A 23,351-nucleotide genomic window follows, 5' to 3' on the forward strand; every position below is an offset into this window, starting at 1 on the left:
GGTATAAAACCTTCTTCTTTATTTTTAAACTTCATTCAAACCCTTTAAATTCAACGTTTACTTTACTTTTTTATTTATATTTTTGTCGGACTTCAGACAAAAATGATAACGCTTACAGAATTTTCTTACTTTTCATATTAGCATAGTTTTTCAAGAGATTATCATTTAATTAAGTTATTTTAATATACTATCACCCACTTTCCTTCACGGAATATTTTTCACATACTTGAAAATAATTATGTGCTTCATTTATAATAGAAATAATTACGAAGAAAAATGCGATGATAAAGAGTAGTATGTATTTTTTACATCATTTTAGAGAGTTTGTGGCTGGTGTGAACAAACATGATGTGAATACTGAATGGACTTTTGAGCTTCTTCCCGAAACCTAATTTTTTAACGGCAGTAGGGAGTGACGTTTTCCTGCGTTAGAAGGATTTTTGATTGTATTAAAGACAATCAAAACTTAAGAGACTCAATTCTTTGAGTAATTAGGGTGGTACCGCGAGCCATTCGTCCCTATTTTTGGGGATGAATGGTTTTTTTATATATTTTTAGGAGGAAATAAGGAATGAAAACAATCTTTTCTGGGATTCAGCCAAGTGGAATGATTACACTTGGTAACTATTTAGGGGCATTAAAACAATTTGTCGATTTACAAAATGATTATAATTGTTTCTTTTGTATTGTCGATCAGCATGCAATTACGGTTCCTCAGGACCCGCAAAATCTTCGTAAAAATATTCGCAGCCTGGCAGCATTGTATCTTGCAGTAGGAATCGACCCTGAAAAGGCAACTTTGTTTATTCAATCTGAAGTACCGGCACATGCACAAGCAGGCTGGATGATGCAATGTATATCTTATATCGGGGAATTGGAGCGGATGACGCAGTTTAAAGATAAATCAGCAGGAAAAGAAGCTGTATCTGCAAGCTTATTAACGTATCCGCCATTAATGGCTGCAGATATTCTACTGTATAATACCGATCTTGTGCCTGTCGGTGAAGATCAAAAACAGCATATGGAATTAACCAGGGATCTTGCCGAAAGATTTAATAAAAAATATAATGACATTTTAACAATTCCTGAAATAAGCCTGCCTAAGGTTGGTGCGCGTATTATGTCGCTGCAGGATCCATTGAAAAAAATGAGTAAATCAGATCCAAATAAAAAAGGGTTTATTTCACTATTAGACGAACCTAATCAAATTGTAAAGAAAATTAAAAGTGCTGTTACCGACTCTGAAGGAATTATAAAATACGATAAAGACAATAAACCCGGCGTCTCGAATTTATTGTCGATTTATTCTATCCTTTCAGGTCATACGATTGAGAAACTTGAAGAAATGTATAGTGGCAAAGGATATGGAGATTTTAAAGGTGATTTAGCTGAGGTTGTAGCAAATTATTTAAAGCCAATTCAAGAAAAATACTATCAGCTTGTGGATTCAAATGAACTTGATGAGATTTTAGACCACGGTGCTGAAAAAGCAAACATAGTTGCAGGCAAAACCCTTAAAAAGATGGAAAAGGCAATGGGTCTTGGTAGAAAAAAAAGATAAGAAAAAAGCCTGATAACAAAGGGTATGGAAACATTCCCTTTGCATCAGGCTTTTAATTTACTTTTGAACCATTTTCCATTTCCCAAAGTTTTTCGAAAAATGGTTGTCCTTTAATGATATTTTCACAGAAAATTTCATGCTTCTTTGACCAGCCGTATTTTGTTTCTTCAAACAACTGCTCCCAAGCCATTTCAAAATTCATTTCTTGAATATGCGAATAACGTTCTGGGCACCATTCTGTATACCAGTATCTTACCTCTGCCTCATTATTTGATGAGAATAATTGATCAAGAGCCATAAATAAAAGCTGCTTTAATTGCCGTTCTTTTCTTGTTAATCCTCTCATCAGATCAGGATCTGGCGATAAAATATGAAATTCCTTCTCTTCTCGCCGTGGGTAAAATTGGTATTTCTTCGCTTCATGCGTGGCAATCATTTCGTATACAAGCTGTTCCTGTCTAGGAATTAACCTACTCTTACGAATAGGTATATTATACCCAATAGTATCTACAGCGAGAATTCCCACTCCATCCGTAACAACAAAGCAATATTCCAGCTGGATTCTTTCGTGGTTTTTTCTTAGATAGGCTTTTTGATAAATCTCATCTAATAATGGCTGCGGTAATTCAGATAGGTCATTCTCAATATAATGGAATAGAACAGATTCGACTTTTATCAGCGGGACTTGATCTAGGAGTTCTACAGCATCATCTTTACGCCATTCATGAAAGTGGCAAACATTATAACCGTTCTCTTCCCCTTCAAACCAATTCACCCAAACATCATGAAGATACAACATAACAACCCCTCACTTCTAGTAGCTATTTGTCTCTCAGTATGGGCAGGGTGCAGTTAATTTATTCCTCAAGATATATATTTTGGGGACAAAGTACTAACAATTTAAAGGATTGGTACGGTAAAGAAATAGAGGCGTAAATTAAAAAATCTACCATATCTTAATGGTAGATTTTTATCTTCTCGATTTAGGATTAAAGGCATCCTTTAAACCTTCACCAATAAAATTAATAGATAAGATGGTAATTGTAATCATCAAAGCTGGAGGCATCCAAATCCATGATTTAAATTGCAGGACATCAGGTTCAACCGCCGAATTCAGCATGTTGCCCCAGCTAGGGATTTCCTGCGGAACACCAAATCCTAGGAAACTTAAACCGGTTTCTGCAACGATCATAGTAGCAAAAGTGATTGTTGCTTGCACAATAATAGTTGACATTATATTAGGCAATAGGTGTTTTACGATTATTTTAGCAGGTGAGCACCCGATGGAAATAGCTGCCGTAATATATTCATTCTCTTTTTCTGCCAATACCTTACTTCTGACAATCCTTGCAATCCCCCCCCAGCTCAGTATACTTATCACAAGAATCAAAACCCATAATCCGTTTACTTTCCCAAAAAGAATTGCATTAATTACAATGACGAATACTAAAAAAGGAAAATTTAAAATTAAATCGGTAAATCTCATTAAAATGTTGTCTACGGCTCCGCCAAAATAGCCAGCAACTGAACCAATCAATGTACCAAGGAAAATTACAAACAATGTACAGCTTAGTCCAACCAAGAGAGAAATTCGGCCGCCGTAAAGAAGCCTTGTGAATACATCCCGGCCGGCTTTATCTGTTCCCAGCCAGTGGTCGCTGGATGGTTCTAAAGACATTTGACCAATATTGATCCTTGAAACATCCGCCGTTGTAATATAAGGAGCCAAGAAGGAAACAATCGCAACTGTAATTAGAAAAATCAAACTAGTCATCGCTAATTTATTTTTAACAAATTTTCTTCGTGCCATTGCCCATGGAGATAAACTTTTTTTCGGGGGGTGAGTCTTTACATTGGTATCTTTCTGAGTCACAATTTCCATTTGATCTCCCCCTAATCTAACCTAATTCTCGGGTCTACAACACCATATAAAATATCAGCGATAAGGTTGCCGACTAGTGTTAAGAAAGAGAATAACATTGTCAAAGTCATTAAAACCGGATAATCCCTTGTTCCTACGGATTGAAGAAACAGCTGTCCGAGACCTGGATAAGTAAAAATGGTTTCAGTAATGATCGCACCGCTGATTATAGCAACCAGGTCAAACCCTAAGAAGGTAATAAGCGGGATCACTGAATTTCTCAAAATATGAACATTATAAATTTTTCTTTCCGGTGTCCCTTTTGCACGAGCTGTACGGACAAAGTCTTTACGGCTATTTTCAATAATGTCATTTCGTAAAAATTGAGTATAGCTTGCAGTACTTAATAAGCCAAGAACAAGTGCTGGTAATAATACATGATGAAAGCGGCTTAACCAATATTCCAATGTTCCTTCTGTTGTACCAATATCTACAGAACCGTTTGATGGAAACCATCCTAGCGTAAATGAAAATAGGAAAATGGCAAACACACCCGCAACAAATGACGGAATAGATAATCCTAAATAATTCAGTCCGCCAATGAGATTGTCCCCAAAAGTATATGGCTTTCGTCCAGAATAGGTACCCATAAAAAATGCCAGGATATAAGTAATAATGATTGAAGTAAGCCCAAGCATAATCGTATTTGGCAGGCGTTCACTAAGGACTTCCGAAACTTCAATTTTAAAACGGGTTGATTTTCCAAAATCCCCTTGAACGAAATTCCCAATCCAACGAAAATATTGCTGTGGAAGCGGGTCGTTATAGCCCAATTTTTCTCTCATTTCCTGGATATATTGTGGATTTGTATTTCTAGGATCAATTTCACCAGAAAGAGAATCACCAGGCATTAATTTTGCTAAGGTGAAGACAATAATGGAGATCAGGAATAACATCGGAATCATGCCCAAAATTCTTCGAAATGCATACTTTAGCATGTGCATTCTCCTTGTCTATAAACTACGCTAAATATGTTAGTAAATATGTAGCTAAATCGTTCAAATAGGAGAGGCTAAGCATAGTACTATGCGTGCCTCCATCCCATTTGAACTAATTAAGCGTTGATCAATCATAGCAGGTATTTAACATAGTTTTATTCATGTTAGTCTGCTGTGATTATTGTTTTATCCACCAATTATTCGGACGGTTCATACCAGAAACGTCAAAGGTTACGCCTTGAACTCGCTTAGCAACGGCCATTGTTTCTTCAAGCTCTGCGATCGGAAGCACAGGAAGCTCTTTCATGAATAGTTTTTGCCATTGAACGTAAAGATCTTTACGTTTTTGGTCGTCTGTTCCAACTATACTGATATCAAGTGCTTGATCCAATAATTTATCACTATCAGCATTTACCCAGCGTGGATAGTTCCAAAGTGCTTTAGAACCCCAAAGTGGAGTTGGATCAGGATCGGAACCAGTTGACCAGCCGCCAAAGAATACTTCCACAGACTTATCAGCTTTTTCAAGCATATCGTAGTATAGGTTTACATCAGTCATTGTCAGTTTTGTTTTTAAACCAACAGCTTCCCAATATTGTGTCAATGCTTTTGCACGAGCTTCAAATGTTGGATTTTGCGTAGCATAATGGCTGAAGTTCACAACAAATTCCTTGCCATTTGGATCCTCACGGAAGCCGTCGCCATTTTTATCTTTGTAACCTGCTTCATCTAACAATTGCTTTGCTTTTTCCGGATCATAAGCAAACTGTTCAAGATCCTTATTATCCGCAGCAATCCAGTGATTAGTAGGGATTGGACGGTTAACTGGTTTACCTACACCAAAGAAGAATGCCTTAACCCACTCTTCACGGTTAATTGCATAAAACATTGCTTCACGTAGTTTAACATTTTGATATTTTTGATCGTTCATGACGTTTTTCTCGCCATCCCAAGTACCTAAACGGAAACCAACATAATAATAGCTAACACCAGGATAGGTAATTGCGTTTACATTATCAAGTGCTTTTACTTGATCAATAATGCTTGGGTGGAAAGATGTCATATCAAGTGTGCCGTTTTTTAGTTCCCCAACAGAAAGGGATGGGTCGATTACTTTAACAACAACTTTTTCGATATGTGGTTTACCACCAAAATATTCGTCAAAGCGTTCCATTTCAATTGATTCACCAGGTACAATCTTGGTTACTTTAAATGGTCCTAAACCGACTGGCTTAGTTCGAACCACCTCGGAACTCATCATATCTTTGACAGCAATTCCTTTAAATGCAGTACGGTTCATTGGATAAGTCCAAAGGTTATCCAGGTTGTTTACTCGTGCCTTATCGAATGTAATTTGGATATGATAATCGTCAATAACTTTAATACCTTCGATTTTGTCTGCCTTTTTATCATGATAAGCTTGTGCGCCTAAGATATTTCTTACATTATCAAAACGTGGACCTTCATATTCTTTATCAGCAATTGTATATAATGCGAATTCCCAGTCTTTTACTGATAATTCATCACCGTTTTGCCATTTAACGCCTTTTTTAATTTCAAAATCGAACACCTTATTGTCTTCTGTTTTCCATGAAGCAATATGCGGCTGTGCCTTTAAGTGCTCATCATAATCGATTAAATTTTCATCAAAGAAATCAATTACTTCTGCATCTGTGGCTGTTCCATAAAATGCATAATTAAATTTACCTTCTGGAGCAGAATCAAGTGCGTACACTAATGTACCACCATCTTGCGGCTCACCAGCTGTTTCGCCAGACTTACCTTTGTTGTCGTCTTCTTTCTTTGTGCCTGCTTTGTCGCTGCCGCTGCATGCAGCCAAGAAAGCTGACAGGACAAGCATTAAAACAGCTAACATAAGCATACTTTTCTTCTTCATTAGGTTCCCCCCTAAAAGTTTTTTAATTTTTTGGCTGTGTTAAACTTGGCTGTAGATTTACGCTACAGGTTTTCGCTTTCCGCGGGCGTCCCGGCGATCCTCCTCGGCGCTTAGGCACCTGTGGGCGTCTCACCTGCTCCGTACTCCCGCAGGAGTCTTCCGCACCTTCCGCTACACAATCAACAGAGTTAAAAAATCAACAATGACCTTTAACACAGCCAATTTTTTAATAAAGGTGGCAAGCCACTCGATGAGATGGTCTCACCTCCTTTAATACCGGTTTTGTTTTCGAGCACTCCTCCATTGCCATTGGACAGCGTGGATGGAAAGGGCATCCTGATGGTGGATTAATCGGACTTGGAACATCCCCCGTTAGAATTATCCGTTCTTTTTTTTGCCTCGGGTCCGGAGAAGGAATCGCTGAAATCAATGCTTTGGTATATGGATGTAAGGGTTCTGCGTATAGACTCTTTTTATCTGCAAGCTCAGCCATATTGCCTAAATACATAACTCCAATTCGATCGCTCATATGTTTTACAACACTTAGGTCATGAGCGATAAATAGGAATGTTAAATCAAATTCTTTCTGTAAATCTTTTAATAAATTTAGAACCTGTGACTGAACAGAAACATCAAGGGCGGAAACCGGTTCATCTGCAATAATCATTTTTGGTCTAAGCGCTAGAGCACGTGCAATTCCTATCCTTTGACGCTGACCTCCGGAAAACTCATGAGCATACTTATAGTAGGCATCTGGCGGAAGACCTACCTTTTCCAAAAGGTCCATAACTTCCTTCTTTAGGTCCTCTTTACTTTTCTTCGTATAATTGTAAATAGGCTCTGCAATGATATCTCCGACCATTTGCATTGGGTTAAGTGATGCATAGGGATCTTGAAACACCATTTGCATATCCTTGCGAATTTCACGCAAATGTTTTCCAGAAATATTAGTAATGTCTTTACCATCAAAAAGGATTTTGCCATCTGTTGGTTTTAACAGCCTTAAAATGGTCCTGCCTGCAGTTGATTTGCCGCAGCCTGACTCTCCAACCAGCCCTAGTGTTTCTCCTCTTTTAATTTCAAAGGAAATATTATCAACCGCTTTTACATGTCCAACGGTATGCTTAAAAAAACCGCCTTTTACAGGGTAATAGGTTTTTAGATTTCTAATTTCTAAAAGATTTTCTGATCGCGGGGTATGCTTTTCACTTTTATTATGTAGGGAAATGGTACTCATTATTTCACCCCTTCTCTTGGTTTACTAGTTTCATAGAGCAAGCAGGCTACTTCGTGACCTTGATCAACATCTGCAAGCATTGGGGTGGTGGTAAAGCATTCAGGCATTGCCTTAGGGCACCTGTTGGCAAATCGGCATCCAACTTTGGGCATATTTGTGAGAGATGGTACAATTCCTTTGATGGAACTAAGACGTTCTTCCTCTTCATCCATTTTTGGAACCGCTCCCAAAAGCAGAGTTGTGTATGGATGCTTTGGATTATAAAACAATGTGTCAACGTCTGTGCGTTCAACAATTTTTCCGGCATACATAACAATCACCTCATCACACATTTCAGCAACTACACCTAAATCATGGGTAATGAGAATGACTGACATATCATTAACTTCTTGAATTTCTTTTAATAGCTCCAGGATTTGAGCTTGCACCGTAACATCCAGTGCTGTAGTTGGCTCATCGGCAATTAACAATTTGGGCTGACATGCTATTGCAATAGCAATCATGACACGCTGCCTCATCCCGCCGGATAATTGGTGCGGATATTCATCAACAATTTTCTCAGGACGTGAGATCCCCACACTTTTTAATAAGGCAATGGACTTAAGTCTAGCCTCTCGTTTGGAGATTTTTGTATGATTGAATAATACCTCCTGCAGCTGATAACCAATTGTAAATACGGGATTTAAGGAGGTCATGGGCTCTTGAAAAATCATCGAAACATCTTTACCGCGAATCTTATTGATTTGCCCTTCAGTCATCTTTTCAAGGCTAATTCCATCGAAAATGATTTCACCAGATTTAACCTTGCCGATTCCTTTAGGCAATAATTGCATAATTGATAGACTCATCACTGATTTACCACAACCGGATTCTCCAACAACTCCGACAATTTGCCGCGGCTTAACTTTAAATGAAACATTATCTACAGCATTATAATATGTACCATCAATATCAAAGGCAGTCTCTAAATTTTTCACTTCGAGCAACGGTGCTTCTTTGAGTAATGACTTTTTTTTGCTCATAGTACACCTTCTTACTTTTTTGAATTATTTTGGTATTTTTGCTATATTTAAATAGAATTCTATTACAGAATTATTACAATTGCAAGACTTTTTTATAAGATTTCCAATTTACAATCTTTTTCAAATAAAAAAAGCCTTTATTATTAGGCTTTTTTAATTGAAGATATTCCTTTTTTTAATAAACTTCGAGGCTGGTATATTGAAGGTTAGTTTTGTAGAATAATTCTCCGAGTTATAATATTCCCTCACAATATTATATCCGGCTGCATATCCAAGTAAAGATGGAATCCTTCCGCCTCCATATAATAACTCATCATGCACTCTTTCATTTTTTTTCGTATACAGCTGTTCCCTAAGGAAGCGATTCCAGAAGAATAATATCTCTCTATCTGTATAAATATTACACCAGTTGGCTAAATACTCTTCCCCGCAATTTTTTAGCACTGCATACTCAGCAAGCCCTTCAATGATAATAGAGTCCAGTAATGTATAATCTTCCATCTTTCGATTCAACGTCCGCAGTCTGCAAACATGGTGGTATTCATGAACAATGAGTGCTTCTAACTCCTTAGGATCATCATAATGTGACAGAAATAGAAACATTTTATCTGGAAATGAGACACCGGCTTTATTTCTTTCTTCTTGCCGGAAAAATATTCCCCCTCTTTGCTCAAGTGGAAATAGAAATATAGGAATATCAGGTCCTGACCATTTATTTTTATACTTAGAAAATAATTTTTTTACTTGCTCCCAGGCTTTATCCTCAATCATTGAATCGAAGTTTTTTCGCGTTCTCCAAGAAGGCCGGTACATGCCGAATTTTAACAGTTGATTATATATCTCACTTGTTTTTTGGCCTTTAAAGTACGGAAGAAGTCTATCACAGATTTTGGCTGGACGGTCAAAGTCCTTTTTAAGCCATTCATCCGTTCGAATAATCCCCATTTTTTCACATCCCTTACTATTCAGATTAACTAATAGTATTTTATGAATGAATTAAGGGGATGTTCTAGGACTGCTCGAAAATGCAAAAAGCCCAGCTTGGAATACACCAAGCCAGGCTATTTTTTATTGATATTTTTTAAATACTATTGTTGCATTATGACCGCCGAAGCCTAATGAGTTACTCATTGCAGCATTTATTTCTTTCGAACGGGCTGTATTTGTTACATAATCTAAATCGCAATCCGGGTCTGGTGTTTCATAATTGATGGTCGGCGGAAGCATGCTGTCCCTCATTGCCAGAACAGTAAAAATAGCTTCAACACCCCCGGCAGCACCTAGCAAATGACCGGTCATTGACTTAGTGGAACTCATTGCGGTTTTATACGCATGCTCTCCAAATACTTCTTTGACAGCCAGCGTTTCAAATTTATCATTGTAATCTGTGCTTGTACCGTGCGCGTTTATATAATCAATTTCTTCCGGCGTCAATCCGGCATCCTCTATCGCCATCTTCATTGCCCTTGCACCGCCTTCGCCGCCTGGTGCTGGTGCAGTAATATGATAGGCATCGCCTGTAGCACCGTAGCCAACAATTTCAGCATAAATTTTAGCACCACGTGCCAATGCATGCTCTAGCTCTTCAAGAACGACGATTCCAGCTCCTTCTCCGATTACAAAGCCGTCTCGATTTTTATCAAATGGTCTGCTTGCTGTTTGCGGGTCTGGATTAGTTGAAAGTGCTGTGTTGGCGCAGAAGCCAGCAACAGACATTCTCGTAATTGGTGCTTCTGCTCCGCCGGTAACCATTACATCAGCATCACCACGCTGGATTACTTTAAAAGCATCACCAATCGAATTGGTACCTGTTGCGCAGGCGGTTACTGTACAAGAATTAAAGCCTCTTGCTCCAAGGGTAATAGAAACCTGCCCTGTAGCCATGTCTGGTATTAACATCGGTACAAAGAATGGACTTACTCGTTTATACCCTCTTTTTTGGAAAATTTCAAATTGCTGTTCAAAGGTTTCCATTCCGCCAATACCGGAACCAATCCACACTCCGACACGATGGGAGTTTTCTTCATTAATTGTCAAATTTGAATCCTTAACCGCCATGATTGCACCAGCAACTGCATATTGTGTAAAGCGATCCATTTTTCTGGCATCTTTTCGTTCCATAAATACTTCAGGGTCAAAATCTTTAACTTCTGCAGCAACCTTAGCCGGATAATCATCTGCATTAAGCCTAGTCAATGGCCCAACCCCAGACTTTCCAGCCAAAATCCCCTTCCAAGTTGTTTCAACATCGTTTCCAAGTGGTGTAACCGCTCCAACGCCTGTCACGACAACTCTACGTTTTTCCATTTGCGCATCTCCTTTAAAATAGCATTTCCATATACTATAATCTATATTTTTTGCTTTTTTTATTATTTTCCCCAGCGGATGGCGATAGCACCCCAGGTCAGACCGCCTCCGAAACCAACCATAACAATTAAGTCATCGTCCTTTATTTTTCCTGCTTCCAATTCTTCAATAAGTGAAATTGGTATCGAAGCTGCTGATGTATTACCATATTTGTTCACCGTTTTAGACATTTTTTCTTCTGGGAGCTCCAGTCTTTGTCTAGAGGCTTCCATAATACGAATATTGGCTTGGTGTGGAATAAGAAAATCAACGTCTTCCTTTTTCAATCCTGCCTTTTCTAGTACATTAATACAGCTTTCGCCCATTTGTCTAACGGCAAACTTAAATACTTCCCGCCCATTCATAATAATGTATTCATCCTGATAAAGATGCTTTCCTCCTGTCCCATCGGCACCTAACTCAAAAGAAAGGATACCGCGCTCACCGGAAACAGGTCCTAAAATAGCTGCTCCAGCAGCATCACCAAATAATACAGCCGTATTCCGGTCACTCCAATCAGTGATTTTAGATAGTTTTTCTACCCCAACAACTAGGACATGTTTGTAGACACCGGATTCAATGAATTGTTTACCTGTTACGATACCATACATAAAGCCGGCGCATGCAGCGCTAACATCCATTGCTGCTGCCTTCTTTGCTCCTAGTCTTTCTTGAATTCTGCATGAAACTGAAGGAAATGGCGAGTCAGGGGTTACCGTAGCAACCAAAATTAAGTCAATATCTTCAGGGGTAATCCCTGCATTTTCAATTGCCTTTTGTGCGGCAATAAATGCCATATCGGATGTATTTACATCATCTGCAGCAATTCGCCGTTCTTCGATTCCCGTCCTAGTTCGAATCCATTCATCAGATGTATCCACTATTTTTTCTAAATCTTGGTTGGTAAGTACTTTTTCTGGCAAATATCTGCCCATACCAATAATACCAGCCCTCATATTTCCATCTCCTTTAGTATTAAAAAACCTCTATATCCTAAGATTTATATCAATTATTATGACTTGGTACTAATTTTATCAAAAGAAATATCCTTTTCGCAACTGTTTCTTCTTCTCTCTCCGCTAATGTACTTTCGATTCCCTTCTTTTATTCATATTTTAAATAATAAGAGACTAGTGAAAGGAGTAAAAGTAATGGACAATCAGGAATTAAATGGGCTTGGACCGCTGGATTCACATGAGGATGACAAATTTGAAGAATCAATTGATCGCATAGACTCTGACTTGCATTGGCTCGAAATACATCAAGAGAATCATAATAGCCAGCAAAACAATCAGGACCCATTCACCGCCTTAATGTTCGGTCCAAGGAGAGCACAGCAGATGACAAAAGAGTTCTCCGGTAATCAATCTTTACACAATCCGTATTCTAATCAGCCTTATATTGATTTAGAAACAATGTTCGGACATATCGATACATTGATTGAATCTACCCGTGGATTAAAGCCATTATTTCAAAAGGTATATCCATATATCGAACGATATATAAAAAAGAAATAAACTGCCTAACTACAGAAGGCAGCTTATTTCTTTTTTTATTGATTTACTTCAGAACGTGTCTCTTCTCTTCCGAGTTCGTAAGCTTCTTGCATGACTTTCATAAATAAGTTCATAAAAGGTTCAATTAATTCCATGGATAATTCAACACCAGACTTATCCAGCTGTGCTTTTGCCTCAGGTATATATTTCATCGCAATTTGCATAAATTGTAAAGATTTATCCTCGTTCATTATGTATCTCCTTTATTTATTTTGGCAATTTCCCTGTAACCTTATATGTTTCGATAGATCGATTTATTTTTTGTATGAATTCTTTACTAACCAAAGGGCTAAATTTCCCTAACGAAATTACATCATCTTGAAAATCGAAAAATAAATTCCCTGATTCAAGCCTTCCATCATTATACCGTTCCGCTACTATTTCATATAGTTTGTCTACTTGCTGAATAGTACTAGTTAATACGGTAGATTCCCCTAAATCAGACTGTTCAGAAACATATCCAATAACATAAAATCCTCGTTCTTTAACTCGTTCAATAACAGGAACGTTAAACCCATCACCCGCGGGATAAATGACATCAACACCTTTCTCCATCATCCTGTCTGCTAATTGCACAGCTTTTTGCCCATTATCCCAATTACCGACATAGTCTATACTTACTTGGATATTTTTATTCTCGGCCAGTGCCCCTTGGTAAAACCCCTCAATCTCCGGCTGCCATTCATAAGCTGCGAGCACACCCACTTTATTTACTCTTGACATATGTGCTGCCACCATACCACCAAAAAACCCCATAGCGTAAGCCTTAAAACTTAGGCTTGTCGTATTGGAATTTTTTGCATCTGAATTAAAAGAAATAAAATGAATCTCTGGATAGTCTTTGGAAATATTATTAAAATATTCACCGTACTCAGAACCATGTCCGAATATCAAATTTACCCCTTTTTGAGAAAATTCTTTTACTGCACGTTCAACTTCAGATTGCGAATCCATCCCTTCTTTGTAGAAAACATCTACATCAAATTTTGATTGGATTTTCAACATACCTTTAAAGCCTTTTGTTCCCCATACTTGGTCATTAATGGTTTCAGGGACTAATAAGCCAACCTTTTGCAAATTTCCTTTGGAATTCGGGCCGCTGCAACCGCCAAGCAGTAAAAGGCATAAAAGTATGATTACGAAACGGTTTAGCATGAATGCATCTCCTTCGTACGGCTGCCTTTTATATTATTTTTTCCATTTTATTTATACAAGATTTCCGAAGATTCTTAGAGGAATCCTTTTTTAATATTTATTCTAACCTCAGATTCCTAAAATGAAAAGGTATTTTACTTGGCCTCAGCTTTTTAACTCCAAAATTTAATACTATTTCACAAAAAATTCATGGCCGCCAGTGGTAATGCATTTTTACATGCTCCTTTTGGAAATTGAGTGCCTCAGTTATCGGTGTTAAACATTTAACTGGCACCCTCATAATTTTGCTGTCTATTTGAATGGATTCCCGCTGGTCCTTTAGCTTACTAATTTCAGCAAGATACCCAGCACATTTCTCCCAATAGTTATTTTTTCCGCTTTCGAGCAAATAACTGCCAGGATTTGCTGATTCAATTATTTCAAAAATGGCTTCTGCCGCATCTGCCGCAAAAAGGGCATCTTTCGTCCATTCACGATCAGAAAGTGAGATTTTACATTTTTGAAATGATGAGATAATCGCTTGCTGAAACAAAAACATTGATGGCTGCCATGGACCGAATATGGCAGGCAAAAAAATAAACTGAATGTTAGGATCCAGCCCCCGCATTTGTTCCAATAAGGTATTCATAGAGGGCAAATTTTGAGCAAGCAATTGAATGGGTGCAATAATTACTATATTGGAGTTTCCCTTCTTTTCTTCTAAATATTGAATAACTTTATTAACCAATATTTCCTTTTCTAACATCGCCTCTTCACGTAGTATATAAAAGTCATATATCGGAAAAATTAAGATTTGTTTTTTTAAGTCATTCCCATTTTCACTAACATTCCATTTGGACAATGAACTCTCAACAAAATTAGCATTTCTACCGATCTCAAGCCTTTTCTCTTCAAGAAATGGGTCGGTTTTCGAATCGATATGAATCCCATTTACTTCGATGCCCTTATTTAACAATGTATGACAGATCTGAAAGCCAACAAAGTTATAAATGCCTATAATAATGGCCTTGTCCATGATTTTTACCTCCTCAAACATACCTTATAGTATCGTATGCGGCACTTTAAGGAATTATTTCTTTTGAGGAGGTCTATGCTATAGTTCTAATTCAAAGTGTTGAAAAAAGTTTATACAAATTTTACCTATTTGTAGTTTTTTTTCGGGGACTATAAAGGTTGGAATAATTGTTGAAGCAGCCAAGATTTTTTTATATTGTTTTGATTGATTATAGGATCTGCCTCCAGACAATACATGGATAATTTTAACAGGAACTTTCCCATCAAGATGAATTTGGTCATCAATGCTCACGATTTTTTCCTCGAGTTCGTTTTGATCCATTTCATAAGCTGTGGTTAATTCTCTCATTAACTTTTTATAAAAAAATTTATGCTCCTTTTCCTGCTCAAGATGCAGCTTTAGCGAAAGAATAGGATTTAAAAGAATAATCGACCTAATCATGTCTTTCATCTTTTCCATTAATTCAACAGCAACAAGAGCTCCCATTCCTTCAGCTAAAATATGAATTTTCGTATTAAGTATCTCGCTTCGAATAATTCTTTCATAAACCCGTTGTGCAAGCTCGACTGCATTCTCGCTCCCCCAGTGCCGCCCGTAAAGATTTGAGGAAAAAATGGTGTAGCCTTTTTCTTTAAGCTCGTTCAAAATAGCATGTTTGCCTTCATTTTGTGTCCAGTAACATTTATTTTCTTCCACAAAATGCCTTTCATCACCAATGATTAATACTCCAAAACCATTAGGTCTTGCTGGATAATATATAATATTCCATTGGGTATCCACCTGAAAGACTCGACTATCCATCGATAAATCTCCTTTTACATATTTCCTCACCATATTGTATGCGGGTTTACTAAAGATGAACGGGGGTTTTGCCTATATTAAGGCTTCATTGAACAAAAAGGTTATTTATTATTTTTTATTGTTATGGTACTATTAAAATTGATGAAAATAGGCAGGTGAAAAATAGTGCGATTTTTTTGGACCTTTTTCTGGTCATTACTTTTAGTAGAAATGCTTGCATATGTAGTTAGCTCGATGACTGGTGCGCAATTTGACTATGTATCGGCTGCTGTTATTTCTGTCGTAGTATCTATTTTAATTATGGTTTTAGCTGCGGTGGTTCCCAATCAACCGGCTGAGAAACACTAAGAAAAAGGTCTCCCATCAATGATGGAAGACCTTTTTTATTTTTTGCTTTACCTGTTGAACTGCGCTCCAGGCACTTGGTTTAAATTAACATGAGTCCGAAATTAGCAATAATCTTTAACAATGCTATTTTTTAATTATGGACTTTTACGGCTAATTCCCCGTTTTCTATTGTAATTTCAACTGTTGAACCGTCATATACTTTGCCGGCAATGATTTCGCGTGCAAGCTTTGTTTCAATATATCGTCCGATATACCGCTTTAACGGTCTTGCCCCATAATTATGATCAAATCCATTTACAGCAATGAATTCTTTAGCATCCTCTCCAATAGAAATATGGATTTGCTGCTCTTTTAGACGGTTCTCTAGATTTTTTAACATCTTAACAACAATCTTTTTTATTTCTGCTAACGAAAGTGGTTTAAAGAGAATTGTTTCATCGATTCGATTAAGGAATTCCGGCCTGAAATGTGCCCTTAATTTACTCATTACATTTTCCCTTGCTGTATCTGAAATTTCAATTTCGTTTTCATTCTGTTCTAGTAAAAACTTTGAGCCAATATTAGAAGTCATAATAATCACAGTGTTTTTAAAATCCACCATTCTTCCTTGTGAATCGGTTATACGACCATCATCCAGTGCTTGGAGGAGGATATTGAATACCTCTGGATGAGCTTTCTCAATTTCGTCCATTAATATGACGGAATAGGGTCTTCTTCTCACAGCTTCTGTCAACTGTCCTCCTTCTTCATATCCTACGTAACCTGGAGGGGCCCCAATTAATCTTGAAACAGCATGCTTTTCCATATATTCGGACATATCAATTCTGACGATATGATCTTCACTATCAAATAAAGATTCTGCCAAAGCTTTGGCCAATTCCGTTTTTCCTACACCTGTAGGACCTAGAAATAAGAATGAACCGATAGGACGGTTAGGATCTTTAATCCCTGCCCGCGCTCGCAGTACTGCATCAGCAACTAAATTAACCGCCTCCTCTTGACCAATCACACGTTCCTGCAGAATGTACTCTAATCTTAACAGCTTCTCTCTTTCTCCCTCAACTAATTTAGAAAGAGGGATGCCTGTCCATCTAGATACAATATTGGAAATTTCTTCGCCGGTTACTTCTTCTCTGAGGAGTTTGTCATCCTTCTGGTTATCTATTTCTAGCTCGTTCAATTCCTTCTCGGCCAATGGAATAAGTCCGTGGCGCAGTTCTGCTGCACGATTTAAATCATATTTATCCTCAGCCTGTACAAGTTCACGGCGAAGCTTTTCAATGTGTTCTCGTTTTTCTTGCAGCTTAGTAATATTCTGTTTCTCTTCGAGCCATTTTGCTTTCATAGCATTAGCCTGTTCCTTTAAATCAGCTAATTCTTTTTGCAAATGTCCAAGCCGTTGTTTGCTTGCATCATCTTGTTCTTTTCTTAATGCAGCTTCCTCTATTTCTAATTGCATCACACGGCGAGTTACCTCATCCAGTTCTGTCGGCATGGAATCTATTTCAGTGCGAATCATCGCACAGGCTTCATCGACTAGATCAATGGCTTTATCCGGCAAAAAGCGGTCTGTTATATAGCGGTCTGAAAGAACAGCCGCAGCCACTAACGCATGGTCATGGATTTTTACTCCATGGTGAACCTCAAAGCGTTCTTTTAGTCCACGTAAAATTGAAATACTATCTTCTACGGTAGGTTCTTGGACCAGCACCTGCTGGAATCTGCGCTCTAGTGCGGGATCTTTTTCAATATATTTACGGTGTTCATCTAAGGTTGTAGCCCCAATACAATGAAGCTCGCCTCGAGCGAGCATTGGCTTTAACATATTGCCGGCATCCATTGCTCCATCCGTTCTTCCGGCGCCGACAATAGTATGGAGTTCATCGATAAATAGTAATATTTGTCCTTCACTTTTTTTAATTTCGTTTAGGACAGCCTTTAAACGTTCTTCGAATTCACCTCTAAATTTTGCACCGGCAATCAATGCGCTCATATCAAGAGCAAATACGGTTTTATCCTTTAATCCCTCAGGAACGTCCTTTCTGACAATCCGCTGTGCCAGCCCCTCGACAATCGCCGTTTTCCCAACCCCAGGCTCACCAATTAGGACAGGGTTATTTTTTGTTTTTCGTGACAAAATTCGTATCACGTTACGGATTTCAGCATCCCTGCCGATAACCGGATCAAGTTTTCCCGCCTTTACCTCCGCAACAAGGTCTCTCCCGTATTTTTTTAAAGCTTCATAACCAGCCTCTGGATTTTGTGAAGTCACTCTTTGGCTCCCCCTTATCTCTTTAATTGCTTTTAAAATATCTTCTGCCGAACGACCAAACGATTGAATAATTGTTTTCATTTCAGAGTGATTTGCATTTACGGCAGCTAAAAGGAAATGTTCAACGGAAATATACTCATCAGAAAATTTACCTGCAAACTCCTCGGCACTTACCAATAACTTTTGCAGCTTGTTGGTAATATATAGTTTGCCCTGTTCCACTCCGCTTCCGCTTACTTCTGGCTTTTTTGCAAGCGAGTTTGTTAAATCTTCTTGTACTTTATTTGCGGGGATTCCTCCCCTTATCAGGATAGTGTTTATTAAACTGTCGTCTTGATTCATCAGGGACAAAAATAAATGGGCTTCATCAATCTCTTGATGTTTTTTTTGAATGGCAAGCGTCCGTGCATGCATCATACCAGCCTGCATCCGTTCAGTCATACGATTTATATCCATATTTCCCACTCCCCTTTGACCTTTTCTGACCTTTTATACTTATTATAGAAAAACCTTTTTAAAAAGTAAAAGATAAAGCCATCCATAAAGGGATGACTTTATCTTGTTTGCTCATCATGGTTTCCTCTGATAGGTCCATACTCGTTCATCGTTGGAGTTTTCAGGAAAAGGATCTCCAGCTTTTAGCTTTATTTTTTTTGGATTGATGACATTGCTTCCAGTCTCTCCGACTTCAATATACACACCATTATTAGGGGCTTTCTTCCCTGGTTTGAATTGACGATTTTGTCCCATAATGACCCTCCTTCATGATTACATTAAATAGTATTTCCTTTTCAAACAGGTCCATTAAAGGAATTTCTTTCATTTTTTAGGATTCGACATATTTCCCAAGAAATATTGCTGGTTTTTTGACGATTGTATGAACTTATTCCACAAATATTGCAAAATAATCTTTGTTATCAATATAATTATAGTAAAATCCTGAAAAAATCTAACTGTTCTTCCCATTATTTTTTTATCAGTTGGGTTCGTACCTGTAAAGGCGGTTTTAGTATGCTGTCAGTAAAAGAAATTCCGGTCACATTATCACACCTCTTTGAAACTGTTCGTCACGTAAAAAAAGTGGAGAAAGGCACCTTCTTATTCCAAGAAGGCAGGCAGGCAGATGAATTATATATTATTCAAAGCGGCATCCTGCAGCTTAGTAAAATCATTCCAGATGGACGTGAACTTACTTTAAGGATGTGCAACAGCGGTGACTTCGTAGGTGAATTAAATTTATTTTCTTCATCTTCACGCTATTTATTAAGCGCAAGAGTTGTTGAAAGCGGCGAAGTAGCCGTAATCATGAGGACTGAATTGGAGGAAAAATTATCACAAAACCTCCCTCTTGCCTTTGAATTCATTCGATGGATGAGCCTCCAATATCGTAAGACCCAAACAAAGTTTCGCGATCTTGTCCTACATGGAAAAAAGGGAGCATTATATTCGACCTTAATTAGGATTTGCAATAGCTATGGACTAAATACCAGCGACGGGATTTTAATTAATATACCATTAACGAATCAAGAATTAGCCAATTTTTGCGGCACATCACGTGAAGTTGTTAACCGGCTTTTAAGCGATTTAAGGAAAACCGGTATTATTTCCATTTCAAAAGGTACTATTACAATCCATGATGTAAATTATTTAAAAGAGGAAATTGATTGTGAAGATTGCCCCGTTGAGATATGTAAAATTGATTAAAATAAAAAATCGGTCAATATGTCCGATTTTTTTATTTTAATTTAAGGATTTGTATTGTTATTAAGATAAAAAAGATAGCGGAATTCACGATTTCATAAATCCCTATTTGTTTTGGCGATAACTTTTTGCCGTAGAACATAATCGCTCTAACCAAGCTTGGAATATAAGCAAAAACTACAATCCATAAGCCTAATACCATCCAAGAAAGCACTAATAGGGTATGATACACCCATGAAACCCATTTGAATCGTGAATTTTTCTTCTCCCTAATCATTGTCTTAACATAAAAGGTACAGCCAATGAAAAATAAAATAGAACTTAAAAAACTGTAAATAAGTGTTTCAGTTGAAATCATCCCGGCTGAAAAATAACTGCTAGCCAACCCAGCAATGGAAAACGCACAGATTGCACTAATATCATTCATAAAAGCACGATCCCGATTAATGGATGTATAGTATGCATTAATCACAAAGAACGGAATCATTAACAATCCAAAGTAAATTATTGGTGGCCTCTCAAAAAGCGGGAATAACAGCAGCAACCATGCTGGTACTAAATAAATGATAGTCCACTTTATATAATATGAAACCTTTTTCTTTTTAAAAATCAGGAGCATTGGATATGTTGCTAAATACAATAAAAGCCAGCCGAAAAAAAATGGGACATGCTGCCATACAAATCCGCTAGAGATCACTCCCAGCCAAAATGGGATGATTACCATTGCCCAAGCACCGTGCTGTTTTGGTAAAAATAGCTTCATTTTGTTTCACTCCTTCTTCTATTACCAATACTATAAAATAGGCAAATAGAAAAATAAGTGAAGAACATCACTTTGTACATAAGTGAACAATGAAATTTACCGCCTCTTCATCAAAAACTGAAAAGTTAGGTATATTCATATCCGATTGAATATACCTAACAGTATCTTCCTGCCAATACACAATAGCCTGAATGTTGTTTAGTTTATATAATAAAGCCGTATCCGCCATTTCCTTAATGATTACCAGCTTAGGATAATCTGCTGACTTATGTCCCTCAATCAAAATAACATCGGGCTGAAAAAAGTCCATTAGCAAAATTTGTTTTTCTAAGCTAAATTCTTCACTTTCCCCCTGGAGGATTAAGCGGCCATTTCCTTCTACAATAGAAGCCTCCGCGCCAAACTCTATATACTTTGATGAGTCCTTTTCATTCGGTACGTCTGGCTTTCCGCCATGTCCATGATGTTTAATCACTGCCGTTTTGATTCCATCGGCTGTAAGCCTTTGAATAAGTTTTGTTGTGAATGTTGTTTTCCCGCTATTTTGATAACCAACAATTTGGAATATAACCGGTTTTACCACGGCCACTCACTGCCAATTTGGTCTTCGAGCATTAATATTTCCACTTCCGTTCCGGAGGTGAATCCCCTAGTTCCGCCGGGAAGAATGGTTAGAGAATTTGCACCGGCAAGGCTCATGATAATATTTGACTTATCCAGCCCGCTAGGTGTTACCATAAGTCTGCCATCTTCAATATAAACCGAACTGCGGACAAATCTTGTAAAAGGGTTCGCTTTCGGAAAATCAGTCTTAAGCTCAGCCTTTTCTTTTCGTAAATGTGGTTTTGGAACGCAAAGCAGCCTTCGAATAATCGGTCTAGCAAATAATTCAAAACCAACATAACAAGCTGAGGGATTTCCAGAGAGCCCGAACAATAGCTTACCCTTATGCTGTGCAACAGTCGTTACACTTCCAGGACGCATCGCAACCTTATTAAAAAGAACTTCCGCTCCTAATTTTTCATAGATTTCCGGAAGAAAATCAAAATCTCCGACAGAGACTCCCCCTGTTGTTATAAGGATATCTACCCCATCTAAAGCATTTTTTACTGCCGTAAAACAAGTATCAAATTCATCTGGCAATTTGCCGAAATAATGGACTTTTCCACCAGCTCTTTCAATTTGTGCTGCAATCATATGTGAATTGCTATTACGAATTTTTCCTGGAACTAATGGTTCTTCCACTTCCAATAGTTCCGTTCCGGTAGCAAACAAACCAACCAAAGGCTTTTTCGCAACAGGCACATGTTTATAACCAAATGTTGCGAGCATGGCTTGAATTCCAGGGTTAATCAATGTTCCTTTTTTTACGAGGACTTCCCCTTCTTTCGCATCTTCTCCACGAAATGAAACATTCTCGCCTTTTTTAAACTCTCGCTTAATAGACATATGCGGAATCCCATTCTTTTCGAAGGTTTGGGCCACTTCGAACATAACAACTGCATCCGTTCCTGCAGGCATCATCGCACCGGTCATAATACGAACAGCTTGATTCTTCCCTATCATCTTTTGCGAAACCATGCCCGCTCCAATATGATCCACCACTTCAAATTCAACAGTATTTGATACAGACGCCTCTCTTGAATCTATTGATCTAATCGCAAATCCGTCATAGGGTGCCCGATCAAAATGAGGTACATCGCAGGTAGCAACTAAATTCTCTGCCAAAAAGCGGCCATAGCTTTCTTCAATCAGTACCTTCTCAATAACACCATGCGATTGAAACTCCATAATTTTTCTTACTGCATCAGCTATTGGAATTGGTTGTCTTCTTTCAAACAAATTCATCGGCTCCTATCTAAAAAAAACAGTTCATTATAACGTATCTACATTCATTATAAGACTACATAAAACTTATAGACATATCAAATATTAAAGGTCTAAAAAGATTTTTAGAAAAAAAACAAAAATATAGCGAATGTGTGATTCAGGTCACCTAGTTTTCCCCTGGTTTGGATTATGCTTAGATTTGTAAGCACTACCTTTATGATATAAAAGGAGGATTTTCAGATGACTTTCCCATTTACAGCTAATTCATTAGTTAAAGATATTGTAAACGAATTACCAAAAACGAGCGATGTATTTAAAAAGAATCGGATCGATTTTTGCTGTGGCGGCAATATACGATTATCACAGGCCGTTTCCCAGCATGGACTTGATATAGATGTGTTGTTAGATGAATTAAAAGTTGTTTTCGATAAATATATAAATGCTGAAAAAGATATTGAGGTTTGGACAGATTCTGATTCGAATACAATCATTGATCATGTTATTCAAAATTACCATCGCGTTTCTGAGGAGGAATTAAGAAATCTCAGTCCATATGTTACGAAGGTATCCCGTGTGCATGGAGACAATCATCCAGAACTATTGAAGGTAAATGAACTATTCTTCGAATTCAAAAAAGAATTGATCGAGCATATGGAAAAGGAAGAGGCCGTTGTATTCCCATTAATTAGACAGCTTGAAGAAGGCACCGTCCCAAATCGTGAAGAAGCGATTCAAATGATTATTGAACTTGAAAAAGAGCATGATCACGCTGGAGAAGTCCTTAGACAAATCCGTGAAGTAACATCGGATTTTGCTCTTCCGCTTGATGCCTGCGGTACGTATCGTTTAGTTTATGCTCGTTTAGAAGCACTAGAAGGGTTAACCTTTATGCACGTTCATCTTGAGAATAATATTCTATTCCCAAGATATATATAATAAAAAACGAGCCTGCAATCATAATCAGGCTCGTTTTTTTTGAGCAACGATG

General features: G+C 37.8%; 23 protein-coding genes and 1 other annotated feature. Of the genes, 5 read left to right on the forward strand and 18 right to left on the reverse strand.

Annotated features, from left to right (window positions below):
• Nucleotides 1-272: 272 nt before the first annotated feature.
• Nucleotides 273-524: a binding site (T-box leader), on the forward strand.
• Between the two features lie 47 nt (nt 525-571).
• On the forward strand, nt 572-1,561 hold the full coding sequence (trpS, locus tag IE222_RS10130) for a tryptophan--tRNA ligase (protein ID WP_191272372.1): 990 nt from the start codon (nt 572-574) through the stop codon (nt 1,559-1,561).
• A 52-nt stretch (nt 1,562-1,613) separates the two neighbouring features.
• Here trpS and IE222_RS10135 read toward each other — a convergent pair whose 3' ends face one another.
• The 9 genes from IE222_RS10135 to IE222_RS10175 form a co-directional block, all read right to left on the reverse strand.
• Nucleotides 1,614-2,360: a YjbA family protein gene (locus IE222_RS10135; RefSeq protein WP_191272374.1), complete on the reverse strand. Its 747-nt coding sequence runs from the start codon at nt 2,358-2,360 to the stop codon at nt 1,614-1,616.
• 171 nt (nt 2,361-2,531) lie between these two features.
• Nucleotides 2,532-3,443, reverse strand: coding sequence for an oligopeptide ABC transporter permease (gene opp4C, locus IE222_RS10140; RefSeq protein ID WP_191272376.1), 912 nt, complete (start codon nt 3,441-3,443; stop codon nt 2,532-2,534).
• An 11-nt stretch (nt 3,444-3,454) separates the two neighbouring features.
• Nucleotides 3,455-4,420, reverse strand: a complete 966-nt coding sequence (opp4B, locus tag IE222_RS10145) for an oligopeptide ABC transporter permease (protein WP_191272378.1) — start codon at nt 4,418-4,420, stop codon at nt 3,455-3,457.
• Between the two features lie 178 nt (nt 4,421-4,598).
• Nucleotides 4,599-6,317: an oligopeptide ABC transporter substrate-binding protein gene (gene opp4A / locus IE222_RS10150; RefSeq protein ID WP_191272379.1), complete on the reverse strand. Its 1,719-nt coding sequence runs from the start codon at nt 6,315-6,317 to the stop codon at nt 4,599-4,601.
• Nucleotides 6,318-6,543: 226 nt separating this feature from the next.
• Nucleotides 6,544-7,554 carry an ABC transporter ATP-binding protein gene (locus tag IE222_RS10155; protein ID WP_191272381.1) on the reverse strand — a complete coding sequence of 337 codons (1,011 nt, stop codon included), beginning with the start codon at nt 7,552-7,554 and terminating at the stop codon, nt 6,544-6,546.
• Complete coding sequence (locus IE222_RS10160; protein ID WP_191272383.1) at nt 7,554-8,576, reverse strand: ABC transporter ATP-binding protein; 1,023 nt, start codon at nt 8,574-8,576, stop codon at nt 7,554-7,556. Before IE222_RS10160 ends, IE222_RS10155 begins: the two co-directional genes overlap by 1 nt.
• Nucleotides 8,577-8,729: 153 nt before the next feature.
• Complete coding sequence (locus IE222_RS10165; protein ID WP_191272385.1) at nt 8,730-9,521, reverse strand: DUF2268 domain-containing putative Zn-dependent protease; 792 nt, start codon at nt 9,519-9,521, stop codon at nt 8,730-8,732.
• A gap of 123 nt (nt 9,522-9,644) precedes the next feature.
• Entirely contained in the window at nt 9,645-10,883 is a 1,239-nt protein-coding gene (gene fabF / locus IE222_RS10170; RefSeq protein WP_191272387.1) for a beta-ketoacyl-ACP synthase II, read from the reverse strand.
• 62 nt (nt 10,884-10,945) lie between these two features.
• Nucleotides 10,946-11,878 (reverse strand): beta-ketoacyl-ACP synthase III, encoded by a 933-nt coding sequence (locus IE222_RS10175; protein WP_191272389.1) that lies wholly within the window; start codon nt 11,876-11,878, stop codon nt 10,946-10,948.
• Between the two features lie 195 nt (nt 11,879-12,073).
• On the opposite strand from IE222_RS10175, the gene IE222_RS10180 reads away from it, so the two are divergent.
• Nucleotides 12,074-12,439, forward strand: coding sequence for a hypothetical protein (locus IE222_RS10180; RefSeq protein WP_191272391.1), 366 nt, complete (start codon nt 12,074-12,076; stop codon nt 12,437-12,439).
• A 35-nt stretch (nt 12,440-12,474) separates the two neighbouring features.
• On the opposite strand, the gene IE222_RS10185 is transcribed toward IE222_RS10180, so the two are convergent.
• From IE222_RS10185 to IE222_RS10200, 4 genes are all read right to left on the reverse strand, one after another.
• A complete protein-coding gene (locus IE222_RS10185; protein WP_191272393.1) occupies nt 12,475-12,669 on the reverse strand; it encodes a ComZ family protein in 195 nt (64 codons plus the stop codon).
• 16 nt (nt 12,670-12,685) lie between these two features.
• The gene (locus IE222_RS10190; protein ID WP_191272395.1) at nt 12,686-13,633 is read right to left on the reverse strand and encodes a BMP family ABC transporter substrate-binding protein; all 948 of its coding nucleotides are present in this window, start codon (nt 13,631-13,633) and stop codon (nt 12,686-12,688) included.
• A gap of 187 nt (nt 13,634-13,820) precedes the next feature.
• Nucleotides 13,821-14,648, reverse strand: coding sequence for a hypothetical protein (locus IE222_RS10195; RefSeq protein WP_191272397.1), 828 nt, complete (start codon nt 14,646-14,648; stop codon nt 13,821-13,823).
• A 78-nt stretch (nt 14,649-14,726) separates the two neighbouring features.
• On the reverse strand, nt 14,727-15,449 hold the full coding sequence (locus tag IE222_RS10200) for an alpha/beta fold hydrolase (protein ID WP_191272399.1): 723 nt from the start codon (nt 15,447-15,449) through the stop codon (nt 14,727-14,729).
• Nucleotides 15,450-15,614: 165 nt separating this feature from the next.
• On the opposite strand from IE222_RS10200, the gene IE222_RS10205 reads away from it, so the two are divergent.
• Nucleotides 15,615-15,797, forward strand: coding sequence for a YjzD family protein (locus IE222_RS10205; protein WP_191272401.1), 183 nt, complete (start codon nt 15,615-15,617; stop codon nt 15,795-15,797).
• A gap of 130 nt (nt 15,798-15,927) precedes the next feature.
• On the opposite strand, the gene clpB is transcribed toward IE222_RS10205, so the two are convergent.
• Both clpB and IE222_RS10215 read right to left on the reverse strand, forming a co-directional pair.
• Nucleotides 15,928-18,525: an ATP-dependent chaperone ClpB gene (gene clpB, locus IE222_RS10210; RefSeq protein ID WP_191272403.1), complete on the reverse strand. Its 2,598-nt coding sequence runs from the start codon at nt 18,523-18,525 to the stop codon at nt 15,928-15,930.
• 114 nt (nt 18,526-18,639) lie between these two features.
• Entirely contained in the window at nt 18,640-18,819 is a 180-nt protein-coding gene (locus tag IE222_RS10215) for a YjzC family protein (RefSeq protein ID WP_191272405.1), read from the reverse strand.
• Between the two features lie 261 nt (nt 18,820-19,080).
• On the opposite strand from IE222_RS10215, the gene IE222_RS10220 reads away from it, so the two are divergent.
• The gene (locus IE222_RS10220) at nt 19,081-19,773 is read left to right on the forward strand and encodes a Crp/Fnr family transcriptional regulator (protein ID WP_191272407.1); all 693 of its coding nucleotides are present in this window, start codon (nt 19,081-19,083) and stop codon (nt 19,771-19,773) included.
• Between the two features lie 31 nt (nt 19,774-19,804).
• On the opposite strand, the gene IE222_RS10225 is transcribed toward IE222_RS10220, so the two are convergent.
• The 3 genes from IE222_RS10225 to IE222_RS10235 form a co-directional block, all read right to left on the reverse strand.
• On the reverse strand, nt 19,805-20,533 hold the full coding sequence (locus tag IE222_RS10225) for a YwiC-like family protein (RefSeq protein WP_191272409.1): 729 nt from the start codon (nt 20,531-20,533) through the stop codon (nt 19,805-19,807).
• A gap of 67 nt (nt 20,534-20,600) precedes the next feature.
• Entirely contained in the window at nt 20,601-21,116 is a 516-nt protein-coding gene (mobB, locus tag IE222_RS10230; RefSeq protein WP_223282641.1) for a molybdopterin-guanine dinucleotide biosynthesis protein B, read from the reverse strand.
• On the reverse strand, nt 21,110-22,375 hold the full coding sequence (locus tag IE222_RS10235; protein WP_191272413.1) for a molybdopterin molybdotransferase MoeA: 1,266 nt from the start codon (nt 22,373-22,375) through the stop codon (nt 21,110-21,112). Before IE222_RS10235 ends, mobB begins: the two co-directional genes overlap by 7 nt.
• Before the next feature lie 228 nt (nt 22,376-22,603).
• Here IE222_RS10235 and ric point away from each other — a divergent pair, with 228 nt between their 5' ends.
• Complete coding sequence (gene ric, locus IE222_RS10240) at nt 22,604-23,299, forward strand: iron-sulfur cluster repair di-iron protein (protein ID WP_191272415.1); 696 nt, start codon at nt 22,604-22,606, stop codon at nt 23,297-23,299.
• Nucleotides 23,300-23,351: the final 52 nt, after the last annotated feature.

The sequence above is a fragment of the Neobacillus kokaensis genome (assembly GCF_014656545.1).
In the GTDB taxonomy this organism is placed as follows: domain Bacteria; phylum Bacillota; class Bacilli; order Bacillales; family Cytobacillaceae; genus Neobacillus; species Neobacillus kokaensis.